We start from the raw sequence: 12383 nt of genomic DNA, 5'->3' as shown, positions 1-12383 counted from the left end.
TAGTCACACCCTTGTACAGGGTCAGGACAACCAACCCGATTGACTCAAAAAAGCCCTTAGTGCTACAGTGAGCGATCTTTGAGTATTTCAGTCATTAAAGCTTCAATTCTGTTATCAGGTAACGGTTTTAAAATTTTTTTTACCTCATAGGGCTGCACATCGAGGCGCAGCTCTTGCGCCCAAGATCGCCAGCCGCTGAATAAGCTAGGCTAGTGTTGCGAGAGAATGGCTTGCATATAGCAGAGGGAACAGACAAGAAATTTGGTTTCCCGTAAATCCAGGTAGTATTGACTCGGAGAGTGCAATCGTGGGACAAAAATTCGCAAAAACTATACAGATGGAGACGATCGCAGTCTGCAAGCAAAGTATAAATCCGTGCTGGCTCGGCACCTTTAACGGTCGTGCTTGCTCCTCGTAAGTAAAAACCATTTCCGTACTTTACTGTAAATAGCGTAAAATTTCAAACATAGATTCACAGAGCTACAATTAACCGTATAAATCCTAATACTCTGAAATTTCTTTGTTTTTAGTGATTTTACTGATGCTATTACCCGTCTTAGGGGCATTCTATAAACAGGTGTAAATGTAACTGCTACCTAATATGTCAAATCCCATTATTCTCGTAGAACCATTGCTGGCTCAAAGACCACCCGTTGCCAAACCCAAAGATTCGCCCCCAGACCTGCCGTGGACGACAATCTCGATCGGGTTGGCGATCGCTCTTGTCGGTGCGGGCGGGTACTTTTTTTGGCAGCTGAGCAGATTGAAAAAGAAACTGCGGTTTGAAGAATTCAGAACGCGAGAAACCGATAAAAAATTAAAGCTCGCCCTGGAAACGATTCGGAAAATGGAAACTAATCCGGACTTGGTTCACTCGCGAGAGTTTAACCTGGATTATTTGCGGATGCGGATGGCAGAGGAAGTCTTCCACTTTGCCGTTGTCAATCAAATTAAGGTGAAGGTCAAAGATAAAATTTCCCTGGCGCTGCGTCCCTCTCAAGTTGCACCAACTGCGGCTACTGGTAGTACCGCTAATGCGGGACGGCAAGTAGATGAAATGTTTGATGTGGAGTATCAAGTAGCAGACAACCCCAAGTCGAAAAAAGGAGTTCTTTTCCGCATTCAAATCCGTTTAATGAAGTTACCGACTCAAGCAACTTCTCAGACAATCAATCAAATCATCGATTGCATCGAAACTTTCTTGAGTCCGACCGATGACCACGATACTTGGCAACCGACGATTCAAGGTCGCATTGTACATATGCAATGGGATCAGAAGGCTAAACCTACTCCTTTGCTGGTGATAGAACAATCTAATGAAGGCGTAAATGTGAGTTTTGCCACTAAAAGAGGAGGGCCAGGGGGGTTACCCGATCCGCCACCGCCGCCGCCCAAACGCGGAACGCCGCCAGCTCAGAAGAAAGCGCCAGCTGCTGGGGCTAAACCGAATCCCACTAATGCTAAACCGAATCCAATTAATAATAAAAACGCAGGTAAGTAGTTCGCCCTCAAGTGCAGCGTGGATAGAACTCGGAAGTGCTATTCATCAATGATGTTAGGTGTAACTAAGACAATGATTTCATTACGACTGCGATCGCTTGTTTTACTTGTGAATCTAGCGCCAACGTTGGCGCTACCTTGTTTTAACTATGAGATGCAAGGGCTGCGGTTGTATCTTGGATCAAACGACCGTCTTCCATACTAACGATGCGATCGGCTACATCTAAAATGCGGTTGTCGTGAGTCACCATTAAGATGGTACATCCCTGCTCTTTCGCCAAACGCTGCATTAATTCCACGACATCGCGGCCTGATTTGCTATCTAGCGCAGCGGTGGGTTCGTCTGCTAAAACTAATTTGGGATGACTTACCAAGGCGCGTGCGATCGCTACCCGTTGTTTTTGTCCCCCAGAAAGGTTATCCGGATAGTAATCGACTCGATTTCCCAAGCCTACAGCCTCTAGCATGGCCACCGATTTTGCTTTCACTTCTCGTGCAGAAATGCCATTGTGCAGTTCCATCGACATTCGCACATTTTGTTCGGCAGTTAAGCATTTCAGCAAGTTATGTGCTTGGAAAATATAGCCAATTTGACGACGAATTTCTACTTGTTGTTTTTTCCCAGCACCCCGCATCTCTCGTCCTAAAATTTTCAAGCTGCCTTCTTGGACCGATCGCAAACTCCCAATTAACGTTAGCAAGGTGGTTTTTCCGCACCCTGACGGCCCGGTTAAGATGACAACTTCTCCCCTGTTCAGTTCCAGGTTAATATCAAATAAAGCTTGTTTTTTGAGCGACCCTTGCCCAAAATAATGATTGAGATTTTGGATTTCAACAACTGGTTGATTACTCATTGGCGATTGTTAGTTGTTCATTGTTCCTTGTTTATACTTATAAGCGGTCAAGCCGTCCCACTAGCCCATTCTCTTTTTTGACTTTTGACTTTTGACTTTTGACTTTTGACTTTTGACTTGATATTAAAAGATATCCGCCGGATCTGCCGCTTGTAGTTTACGCACTGCTATTGCACCCGATACAAAGCACATCACGACCGTTAATACAAACACTGTTGATGCCAGATCGAAGGTCATTCCCATCGGTAAACCAGTACCATTTTTAGCGAGATTGTACAATCCCAAAGAAATCACAAATCCGGGAATGTAGCCTAATACTGAAAGTAAAATTGCTTCTTGGAATACCACACCTAAAAGATAAAAGTCTGTATATCCCATAGCCTTTAGCGTAGCATATTCTGGCAAATGATCGGCTACATCGGTATAAAGTATTTGATAAACAATCACGATGCCAACAATAAATCCCATCGCTACGCCCAACCCAAAAATAAAGCCGATCGCAGTGCCGGTTTCCCAGTATTTTTTCTCCATTTGGATAAACCCTTCCATCGTCAGCACTTTCACGTCGTCGGGCAAATTTTTCTGCATATTTTCCAGGACAGCTTGCGGGTCTGCACCCGGTTTTAGTTTGATAAAACCCACATCAATTGTGTCCATAGAGCGTTTGGTAACGCGAATAAAATTCAAATCGCTGGTGATGACATTCCCATCGGCTGCAAACGACGCGCCAAGGTCAAACAATCCTCCTATTTTGATTTTGCGATCGCTTAACTCAGTGACAACAGGATTTCCTTTTTCAAATTGCTCGGCCACAGGCCCAAATTCAGCCCTAGATTTGCGATCGAATAGATAAACATCCGGCAATTTTATCCTATCCAGTTGCTGATTAACTTCTGGCATATCAAAAACTGGTCTTTCCGGATCGAAACCGAAAATAAATATCGAGCGATTGTAACTGGGATTAGCTGGATTTTTCCATTTTCCTGGCGCGATATACAAATAGCTAACCGATTCTACACCTTCAAATCCTTTCGCTTGGTACAAACGAGTGCGGGGAAAACTCACCATTTGGGCGATAAATTCCGAGCGAGGACTGATTAAAACCAAGTCTCCTTGAAAACGCTTGTGAATAGCGATCGCACTTTCAAACAGAGAAGTTTTAAAACCCAGTTGCATAAACATCAGCAAGTCGGCAAAACCGATACCTGCCAGCGCAACTACGAGGCGCATTTTTTCGCGAGTCAGTTGCAGCCATGCTAGAGGTACTTTCATAGTTGATTGTTCATAGTTGATTGTTCATTATTGATTGCTCCCCCCCTCCTCATCTCTTCCTCCCCTCCCCGTAGACGGGGAGGGGTTGGGGGTGGGGTTCCCCCCCGCTGGAATATCTGTATGATTAGATGAGGTCGGCGAAACATCAATGGCCACTTCCACCTGCAAGTTAGTCAAGCCGGCGACTTGCTTGCTATCGGATTCGTCGAGGCGAATTTTCACTTCTACGACTCTGGCATCTTGGTCAGCTGCGGGGTCATCATTAAGAATATTTTTCTTGCCTATTTTTAAACCGAGTTGGTCAACAGTTCCTTTTAATTTTCCAGTAAAAGCGCTGCTAGAGACAGTAGCCGCTTGACCCAAACGCACCTTATCGATTTCGGTTTCATAAACTTCTGCAACTACGTACATTTGGTCAGTGTGTCCGAGTTCGATAATACCATCATCACCGATGCGTTCGCCGGGACGGGCATTAACTTTCAAAACCTGACCGAAGAGGGGCGATCGCACAGAAGCCAAATCCAAATCTGTCTGTGCTTTTTTAACAGTAGCGATCGCTTTATCGATCTCCGCTTGCGCCGCTTGCACATCTGTCGGACGCACCTCGGCAATTTGGTTTAAAGTTGCTTTAGCTTGCTCGATTTGTTCGCTCAAAGTATTTACAGTTCGATCGCGCGTCGATTGCGCTTCGTTAATCTGCTCGACCAAAGTTTGTTCTGTCTTTTTCAGCGTAGCTTTAGCTTCATTAATTTGCTCGATCAAAGTTCGATCGGTCTTCGTCAAATTAGCTTTAGCTTCATTAATCTGCTCGACCAAAGTTGCCTCACTTTGGTTGCGGGTAGCTTGCGCCTCATTAATTTGTTGAAACAGAGTTTCCAGAGTTCGTTTCAGAGTAGCTTGCGCTTCATTTACCTGCGCTTGGGAAGTTTCCAATTCCAGACGCTTACTATCAAATCTGGAAGCATCCAGCGCACCTTGTTTGTATAGTATTTGATAGCGTTCAAATTCCGCTCCCGCATTTCTCTGCTGAGCTTGCAATCTAGCAATCGTAGCTTGTTGAGTTTTCCTTTCCCCGTCAAATTGAGCTTGCAGCCTAGCAATAGTGGCTTGTTGAGTTTTCCTCTCCCCATTCAGTTGCGCTTGCAACCTAGCAATAGAAGCTTTTTGAGCGTTATTTTCCCCATCCAGTTGCGCTTGCAGTCTAGCAATCGTAGCTTGTTGAGTTTTTCTCTCCCCATCCAGTTGCGCTTGCAGTCTGGCGATGGTAGCGAGTTGAGTTTTCTTCTCTCCATCCAGTTGCGCTTGCAAGCGAGCGATTTCAGCTTGCTGCGCCCCAATTTCTCCCGCTTTCGCCCCAGCTTTTACTTTAGCCAGATTAGCTTGGGCAATTTGCACTTGTCTTTTGGCTTCTTCCAGAGATGCCAAACGCTGTTCGTAGCTATCCAAAATGGCAATTACTTGCCCGTTTTCAATTTTATCTCCCTGTTTCACCAGCAGCCTTGCCACCCGCGTTCCTTCCAAAGAACTAGGCGCAGAGAGTTTTATCAGTTCGCCTTGCGGTTCTAAACGCCCCAAGGCTGTCACCTCAATTTTTGCTGGCGCGGTGGCGACGGTTTCTGGCTGTTTGTTTTGTGCGTTCTTGAATTCGTTAAACTTGTATAAACCCAAGACTGTAGTGCCCAGAGAGGCAGCAACGGCTAGAATTAATATCCAGCGGCCTGTAGGTTTTACCAATAGCCAATCCTTTAACTGCGTTTCTTCCCCCATGATTTTTTAGGAAGTTGTGTGATTTTGACACATCTAAAATCGGACTGTTTTGGTAGGGGACACCACTGAGCTGTTAAAGCCGATCGAAATAGCAAGTTTTAGGTATTTTTAACCACAGATAAACACGAGATTTTACACAGATAGGTTTAACCTCCTATGTAATTACCCATGACCCATGCCCCAATCCCATATTTCAAAGTAATCTTTACAGAGACGATCGCACTTCCTCCAGATAGGTGATGCAGTTAAAGATAATCGAATAAAACTGCGGTCATGTAATTTTCGGCCCATTCGCAGCCAAAGGCTTTTTCCAGCACCCGTCGAGTTTTATCATTTTTTTGCTGCTTGGTGCAATAATAGCGTTGTCCGGCGAGGATGCGATCGCGCTCCGCATCGGAAGATACGGGCGATTGACGTCGCGCCTGCTGACAGTGAATCTCCAAAAATGCCTGCACGCGCTGTAGAAACCGAGTTTCTTCCTCCACGTTACCGGGTCTGATGAAAAGGCAAAATTCGGAAAAAATATCCCCCCAATCTGGCAACTCGCGAGGCTCTTGAAAGTTTACATCGGGTAAGGCCGCGAGGGCATTTTTGTATTCTGGTGATAAACTGCGATCGGGACTGGTGGCAGACAAATCTGCGATCGCCGCACTAATTTGTCCCCTTCCTCCCACCAAATCCGTACCAAACATAGGCAACGGGTATTCCGGACGGGGAAACATCACGCAATGCAATATATCCAAATTTGTGCCTACTTTGGCCAATTCCAAGTGCATTTTGCGGAATTGCGGCGTTTGATAGCAGCGATTTTCAATCGTGAGCTTTTCTCCCTCCAATCGCCCTTCCACATATCCCAACTCAGCTGGTAGGTGGTACGGTTCCAAGTCCAGGTATTGTTTCCAGGTGGACTCGATGCAGTCGGCGAGTTGGCGAATCAGGGGGTGTTGTTGTTCGCGAAGAGAAGGTCTGAGGGTTTCTGGCATTTTTATTTTTTTTAATAATTTTAACAGCTGCTTGTTTCACTATATATTACAGGCAGGAGGAGAGGGGAAGAGAAAGGAAAGGAGGGCATAGAGGCACAGGCGCAGAGAGGCAGGGAGAAAAAATACTTTCTGCACGTTCAACCATAAAATAATGATGCCACCAATGATGTCAGCGGACTCGATATGATAACTAAAACTGATGTTTTTGCCCAAAGGCTTGTATAGTAAGCATCTCCCATTCCCCATTCCCCATTCCTATTAATTCACAGGAGATTCATATGTTTGGTTTAGGATTGCCCGAACTCGGCGTTATTACCATAGTTGCAATTATAATTTTCGGCCCCAAGAAAATTCCGGAAATCGGCACCGCTTTAGCTAAAACTTTGCGCGGTTTTAAACAAGAGATAAGTAAGCCCGAAGAGGAAGTGGAATCATCAGCAAAAGATCCCGCAGAGGCTGGCAAAAATAAAGAGTAGGATCGATTTTAGTCATTGAGCGTTGGTCATTAGCCATTGCTCACATTTTGCATCATTCTCAAGAAAACAAGACTTAAGCAGAATATCTAAATGTAGTGTCAATTCATGAATTGACACTACATTTAAACTTTATCGCAAATCCTGCTTGATTACCCCGGTTATTCTCTCCCTCTTATTCTTGGCGTCTTGGCGGAGAGTTCACTCAGGGGGTAGTTAGCCGGATTTAGACTCGATTATTCAGTCAGATCGAAATGCTTTTGGGCTGATTCCGGCCAGACACCTTTATCAACTAGATAGTGCCTGTAGAAGAAAATGGGAAAAATGAATAATATTGCTCCCAAGCCATACCACAAAGCATTCGGATCGAAAACATTAGCGCCAAAAATCATGAATGATAGATTGAGTACAGTGAGAATTGGTATTCCCCCATAAACAAGCCAATCCGGTGCGCGGAAACTCCGAGGTTGACTTGGCCGTTGTTGTCGTAACATCCAGACAGCATTTAAATCCATACAGATGCAGATAAAGTATGACACACTGCAAGCAGCGACCACAAAAATAGGATTTCCTAAAGTTAGCAAAACCAAGTTAAAAATTAGGTCAGCCCACATTGCTGCAACTGGAACACCGTGATGATTTAGGGTACCCAAAAATTTGGGGAACAAACCATCTACTGCTGCTTGGTATAAAGTTCTGGAACTGCTGGACATTGCTGTGACGATACCGAGTACCATAGCTAAGATCAGCATCAATGTCAGCAATTTACCAGACCCAGTTCCAAACGCGATCGCTGCTAGTTTGACGACTGCCGCTTGGGGATCTCCCGCTGCAAAAGCTGGATCTGTAACATTTTTCATCCCCAACGCGCCCAAGAAAGTGAAAGGGAAAATCACAAAGCTTACAGCCGCTGTCACCCCAATTAAGATAATAGCTCGGATGCCATCCCTAGCAGGGTCTTTAAATTCGCTGACATAACAAACTGCAATTTCAGCGCCGTAGGTAATGTAGCCTGCCATAAACATCCCCCCCATGAACAAGGTGAACGCAGCTGCGCTAGACCAACTGGTTGTATCTTTGGGGATGAAAGGTGTGAAGTTAGTTAGATCGACCTTTCCAGTCAACAAAGGTGCGATCGTCAACAAAAATAATGGAATTATAGATAGAAGCGCCAACGCAAACTGTATTCTTGCTGTTTGGAGAAGTCCCCGATGCTGCAAATAAAAAGCGACTAACATAATTGCTGCACTGCACAGAATTATGGCATCAAGTTTGAACTTAATTCCTGGCAAGATTGCGGAAAGGTCAAGCAGGGTAATCGAGAAATTTGCTAATGGCGTACCTGCAAAAAAACCATTAACAATATAATTTCCCGCCAAAGCTGCTGTAACTGCCAGTGCTGAAGACCAAGTTATCCAGTAGCACCAAACATTGATCGGCGCAAAAATTTTGCCGTAGCGAAGCCATGCGACAGCAGAGTAGACAGCAGCGCCTCCTGTTTTGTTGGGGAAGATAGCAGCCAGTTCTGCGTATAAAAATAGCTGCACGAAACCGATTAAATTTGATAGCGTCCAGATCAGTATGGAAGGTGTGCCAACGACAGCAACTACTGGGCCTATGCTAATCAGAATCGAAGGTAATAAACCGGCGGTAATCCAAAAAGTTTGCTTCCAATCTATAGTTCTCTTCATGGCTACTTTTTTCTATCCGTTGTTCATTGTTCATTGTTCGTTGTTCATTGCTTATAGTTGATTGAATTAGCTATAAGCAATGAAAATAAATGATAAACAACCTTCACTATAACATAACGATTACCAAAAAACCTCTATCTAGACTAATTACTGAGTCTAGATAAGGACTCTCGGTGAACCAAGAATCACCGTCGATTTATCGCGGGGAGTGTCAAAAGCCGTTTATTTGCTGACAATTTTAAGTTCTTGAATATTCCACAATCCCCAACTGGGTAAACCAGTGTATTTGACTCCTTGGACGCGATCGCGCACTGCCATTAAAGCAGTTTCATTAACTAAATGAATCACAGGTAACTGTTGTTGAACAATGCGCTGAAATTCTGCATAAATCGCTTGGCGTTTGGTTTCGTCAAATTCTCTCGCTCCTGCTGCAAAAAGGCGATCGATCTCTAACTCCCAGTCCAGCGGTTGCCAACCTTTAATAGGAGGTTGACCGGGTTGAGGTGCTAAGTTAAATGAGTGAGAACCTCCTCTGCTAGTCCACAGATTTGTTAAACCGTGCGGATCGATTCCACCTGTAAATCCGATCATGTGCGCTTCCCAATCTCGCGAAGTGTTAATTTTATCGACTAGAGTGTTAAAATTAATAGGGTTAAAGTCAATTTGAATGCCGATTTTGCTGAGGTCATCTTTGATTTGAGCGCCAATAGCTTCCCGAATTTTGTTGCCGGAATTGGTCAGCAAGGTAAAGCGCACGCGATTGCCATCAGCATCGAGAAGTTCGGCGCGATCGTTATACTTAAAACCCGCAGATATCAATAGTTCTTTTGCTTTTTGCGGATTGTAATTGTAAACTTTTAATCCATCTTTGAGGTAATAGGGACTTTGTACGGAAATCGGTGAATTTTGCAATTCGCCAATGCCTCGAAAGATATTATCGCGCATTTTTTGGCGATCGATCGCATAAGCAACTGCCTGCCGAAATGCTAAATTATTAAACCAGCGAGACTTAATTGGATCGACAAACGGACGATTATTTTTATCCCTCGCCTTACTCAGATTAAAAGTAATGTAAGTCGTGCCAGACCAAGGGCCACCGTTATAAACTTTAAATTTCCCTTGCTTTTCTTGCTTCTTCAATAAAGAATAATATTCCGGACGTAACGGACGCACATCACCCATTACATCTAAATCGCCAGAACGAAACGCCAGCAACTGGGTGTCTGTATTTTCCATAAACTGCCAAATAATCCTTTCAATGTAAGGCATTTGGTTGCCTTGTTCGTCTTTGCGCCAATAGTAGGGATTGCGGCGAAATACCAACCGTTGACCGGGAGATAAACTTTCCAGTTGATATGGCCCGTTTACCACAATTTTAGTTGGGTCGGTATCCGTTCCCCAGGTAGATATAAACCGAGGATTTCCATCTGAACCTTTAGTTTGTACAGCTGCTTGTAAAATATGTTTGGGCAAAATCGATACACCTTCTGGCCCTGCGACTGCTCGCAAAAGAGGGGCGAAAGGCTCTGGCAAAATGAATTCCACTTGGCGATTATTGATTTTCAGAACTTTTGGAAAAGCACCGCTGGCACCGATTTTAAAGCTATCTTTAAAATCAGTAGGAATTTGTTTGTTAAAAATGACATCTTCAAACGTGAAAACAACATCATCTGCTGTCAAAGGTTGCCCATCCGACCATTGCAATCCCTCCCGCAGGGTAAACACTACTCGCTTTTTGTCCTGAGAAATTTCCCAGAACTCTGCTAAAGCTGGTTCTACCTCACCAGTGACGCCATTTTCTGTAGTCAACCTATCAAAAGCAAACAGAAAAATGTTGGGAAATTCTTGATTGAGTGCGGGATTAAAAGTTTTGGGGTCGGTAAGGGCAGTCAGTACCAGTTGCGAGACTTGTGCAGATTTTGTTTTGAACTGCGCGATCTGACAGCCAGTCAGGGCAAACTGACAAGTTAAGGCTAGAATTAATGCCAGTAAAACTGAGAGGCAACGACGGAAATTAGAGGAGATAGCAGAAATCATTTTGTTTTTAAATTTTAGATTGATGACCTAGTTGATTTACACTACATTTTATTTGACTATCAGTTCGTAAATATTCCAGAAAGCTCCTCCTATGGCTGAGTATTTTACCCCTTTAATTTTATTTCGTACTGCCGCCATCGCCAGCGGGTTTACCAAGTAAATAAACGGTAAATATTCTTGGGTAAGGCGTTGAGTTTCCGCATAAATTTCTTGGCGTTTCGTTTCATCTAACTCCGTTGCGCCTTGGATGTAGAGATTGGCAATTTTTTGTTCCCATTCTGCTACTTCTCTCCCTGTGATGGGAGTTTGTCCCCATTGCGGTTGCAGATTGAAGGTGTGGGATGCACCAGACAAAGACCAAATATTAAATCCATCATTCGGTTCGATCGCACCACCAAAACCCAACAAATAACAATCCCAATCCAAGGAGTTACCTAATTTTTCTCCCAAAACGCTAAAATCTATTGGATTGACATCTACTTGAATGCCGATTTTGCTCAAGTCTTGCTTTATGTGGACTGCCATTGCTTCCCGAATTTTATTTCCCGCATTGGTAATTAAGGTGAAGCGAACTCGGTTGCCTTCCGCATCCAGCAGTTCGCCTTTATGATTGTATTTGAATTGGGCTCGTAAAAGTAATTGTTTGGCTTGTTCGGGATTGTAATTGTAGACTTTTAATCCAGCTTGAGGGGAAAGATAATAGGGACTTTGCACGGAAATAGATGAATTTTGCATTTCACCCAGTCCCCGAAAAATATTGTTAATCATTCGCTGACGATCGATCGCATAAGCAACCCCTTGTCTAAACTCCACTTTATTAAACCAGCGAGACTTAATCGGGTCAACTAGGGGGCGTCCGTTTCGGCGTCCTTTATTGAGATTAAAACTGATAAATGTGTCGCTGTATGCAGAACCACCATTATAAATCGTAAAATCGCCTCGTTTTTCCGATTGTTTGAGCAAAGAAAAATAATCCGGTTGAACATTAATAGCATCTAATCCGCCGGAACGAAACTGTAGCAAAGATGTATCGGTAGATGTAACTATTTGCCAAATTACTCGCTCAATATAAGGCTGTCGGTTGCCTTGGGCATCTTTGCGCCAATAGTAGGGATTGCGGCGAAATATCAGCCGTTCGCCGCTAGTGTCATACTTCTCTAAACGATAAGGGCCATTAACGATAATTTGTTCTGGTGGAGTAGAGTTGTCCCAAGTTCTCAACAGTTGGAAATTTCCTTCTTTGTCTTTTGTTTGCACTGCTGACTGCAAAGCATGACGCGGTAAAATTGGCAAGCCTGTGGCACGAAGGAAGGGCGCAAAAGGCTGGCTTGTAATAAATTCAATTTGGCGATCGTCTAGTTTGCGAACGCTGGGTAAAGTTAGTCGATCGCCAATGCGGAAAATATCTATTACACCAATAGGAAGCGCTTCGTTGAGGTAGACATCTTTATATGTAAAAATAACATCATCTGCCGTGAGCAGTTGCCCATCTGACCACTTCAATCCCCGGCGTAACGTAAAAATAATGTGCTTTTTATCTTCAGAAATTTGCCAAGATTCGGCAAGTGCAGGTATTATTTCCCCGCGTCCGTTTTCGGCAATTAAACCTTCATAGGTGAGGCTGATAATATTAGGCGATGCCAGGACTAATGCCGGGTTAAAAGTCTTGGGTTCGCTGAGAATGGCGATAACTAACTGGGAAATAGGGTCAGTATTTGCGAGATGGACTGGGTTGCAACCAGTGAGTGCGATCGCCAAAATTAGCGTAATTTGAACAACAACCCAGCGCCTCATTGCCAATCACCT

At 44.1% G+C, this 12383-nt stretch carries 9 protein-coding genes; 2 read left to right on the top strand and 7 right to left on the bottom strand.

The window, feature by feature from the left end:
• Window positions 1–601 precede the first annotated feature (601 nt).
• On the top strand, window positions 602–1501 hold the full coding sequence (locus tag ACE1CD_RS06700; RefSeq protein WP_374822599.1) for a hypothetical protein: 900 nt from the start codon (window positions 602–604) through the stop codon (window positions 1499–1501).
• A gap of 142 nt (window positions 1502–1643) precedes the next feature.
• Here the strand turns inward: ACE1CD_RS06700 and ACE1CD_RS06695 are convergent, their stop codons facing one another.
• The 4 genes from ACE1CD_RS06695 to ACE1CD_RS06680 all read right to left on the bottom strand — a co-directional run bounded on the left by ACE1CD_RS06695 (window position 1644) and on the right by ACE1CD_RS06680 (window position 6376).
• Entirely contained in the window at window positions 1644–2354 is a 711-nt protein-coding gene (locus ACE1CD_RS06695; RefSeq protein WP_374822596.1) for a DevA family ABC transporter ATP-binding protein, read from the bottom strand.
• Between the two features lie 123 nt (window positions 2355–2477).
• Window positions 2478–3626, bottom strand: a complete 1149-nt coding sequence (devC, locus tag ACE1CD_RS06690) for an ABC transporter permease DevC (protein ID WP_374822593.1) — start codon at window positions 3624–3626, stop codon at window positions 2478–2480.
• A 27-nt stretch (window positions 3627–3653) separates the two neighbouring features.
• Window positions 3654–5393, bottom strand: a complete 1740-nt coding sequence (locus ACE1CD_RS06685) for a biotin/lipoyl-binding protein (protein ID WP_374822590.1) — start codon at window positions 5391–5393, stop codon at window positions 3654–3656.
• A gap of 245 nt (window positions 5394–5638) precedes the next feature.
• On the bottom strand, window positions 5639–6376 hold the full coding sequence (locus tag ACE1CD_RS06680; RefSeq protein ID WP_374822587.1) for a phycocyanobilin:ferredoxin oxidoreductase: 738 nt from the start codon (window positions 6374–6376) through the stop codon (window positions 5639–5641).
• Window positions 6377–6654: 278 nt separating this feature from the next.
• Here ACE1CD_RS06680 and ACE1CD_RS06675 point away from each other — a divergent pair, with 278 nt between their 5' ends.
• Entirely contained in the window at window positions 6655–6852 is a 198-nt protein-coding gene (locus ACE1CD_RS06675; protein ID WP_374795406.1) for a twin-arginine translocase TatA/TatE family subunit, read from the top strand.
• A 233-nt stretch (window positions 6853–7085) separates the two neighbouring features.
• Here ACE1CD_RS06675 and ACE1CD_RS06670 read toward each other — a convergent pair whose 3' ends face one another.
• The 3 genes from ACE1CD_RS06670 to ACE1CD_RS06660 all read right to left on the bottom strand — a co-directional run bounded on the left by ACE1CD_RS06670 (window position 7086) and on the right by ACE1CD_RS06660 (window position 12371).
• Complete coding sequence (locus tag ACE1CD_RS06670) at window positions 7086–8540, bottom strand: APC family permease (RefSeq protein WP_374795407.1); 1455 nt, start codon at window positions 8538–8540, stop codon at window positions 7086–7088.
• 222 nt (window positions 8541–8762) lie between these two features.
• Window positions 8763–10577: an ABC transporter substrate-binding protein gene (locus tag ACE1CD_RS06665; protein WP_374822584.1), complete on the bottom strand. Its 1815-nt coding sequence runs from the start codon at window positions 10575–10577 to the stop codon at window positions 8763–8765.
• Between the two features lie 48 nt (window positions 10578–10625).
• Window positions 10626–12371: an ABC transporter substrate-binding protein gene (locus ACE1CD_RS06660; protein ID WP_374822581.1), complete on the bottom strand. Its 1746-nt coding sequence runs from the start codon at window positions 12369–12371 to the stop codon at window positions 10626–10628.
• Between the last annotated feature and the right edge of the window lie 12 nt (window positions 12372–12383).

The organism is Aerosakkonema sp. BLCC-F183 (genome assembly GCF_041929145.1).
Classification (GTDB): domain Bacteria; phylum Cyanobacteriota; class Cyanobacteriia; order Cyanobacteriales; family Aerosakkonemataceae; genus Aerosakkonema.
Note: the sequence above shows the minus strand (reverse complement) of the source record. Positions and strands in the feature narration are given on the sequence as shown.

What these genes read in the sequence shown, in the direction of transcription:
- ACE1CD_RS06700 (WP_374822599.1), top strand. Translation starts at nt 602, where the DNA reads ATGTCAAATCCCATTATTCTCGTAGAACCATTGCTGGCTCAAAGACCA.
- ACE1CD_RS06695 (WP_374822596.1), bottom strand. Translation starts at nt 2,354, where the DNA reads ATGAGTAATCAACCAGTTGTTGAAATCCAAAATCTCAATCATTATTTT.
- devC (WP_374822593.1), bottom strand. Translation starts at nt 3,626, where the DNA reads ATGAAAGTACCTCTAGCATGGCTGCAACTGACTCGCGAAAAAATGCGC.
- ACE1CD_RS06685 (WP_374822590.1), bottom strand. Translation starts at nt 5,393, where the DNA reads ATGGGGGAAGAAACGCAGTTAAAGGATTGGCTATTGGTAAAACCTACA.
- ACE1CD_RS06680 (WP_374822587.1), bottom strand. Translation starts at nt 6,376, where the DNA reads ATGCCAGAAACCCTCAGACCTTCTCTTCGCGAACAACAACACCCCCTG.
- ACE1CD_RS06675 (WP_374795406.1), top strand. Translation starts at nt 6,655, where the DNA reads ATGTTTGGTTTAGGATTGCCCGAACTCGGCGTTATTACCATAGTTGCA.
- ACE1CD_RS06670 (WP_374795407.1), bottom strand. Translation starts at nt 8,540, where the DNA reads ATGAAGAGAACTATAGATTGGAAGCAAACTTTTTGGATTACCGCCGGT.
- ACE1CD_RS06665 (WP_374822584.1), bottom strand. Translation starts at nt 10,577, where the DNA reads ATGATTTCTGCTATCTCCTCTAATTTCCGTCGTTGCCTCTCAGTTTTA.
- ACE1CD_RS06660 (WP_374822581.1), bottom strand. Translation starts at nt 12,371, where the DNA reads ATGAGGCGCTGGGTTGTTGTTCAAATTACGCTAATTTTGGCGATCGCA.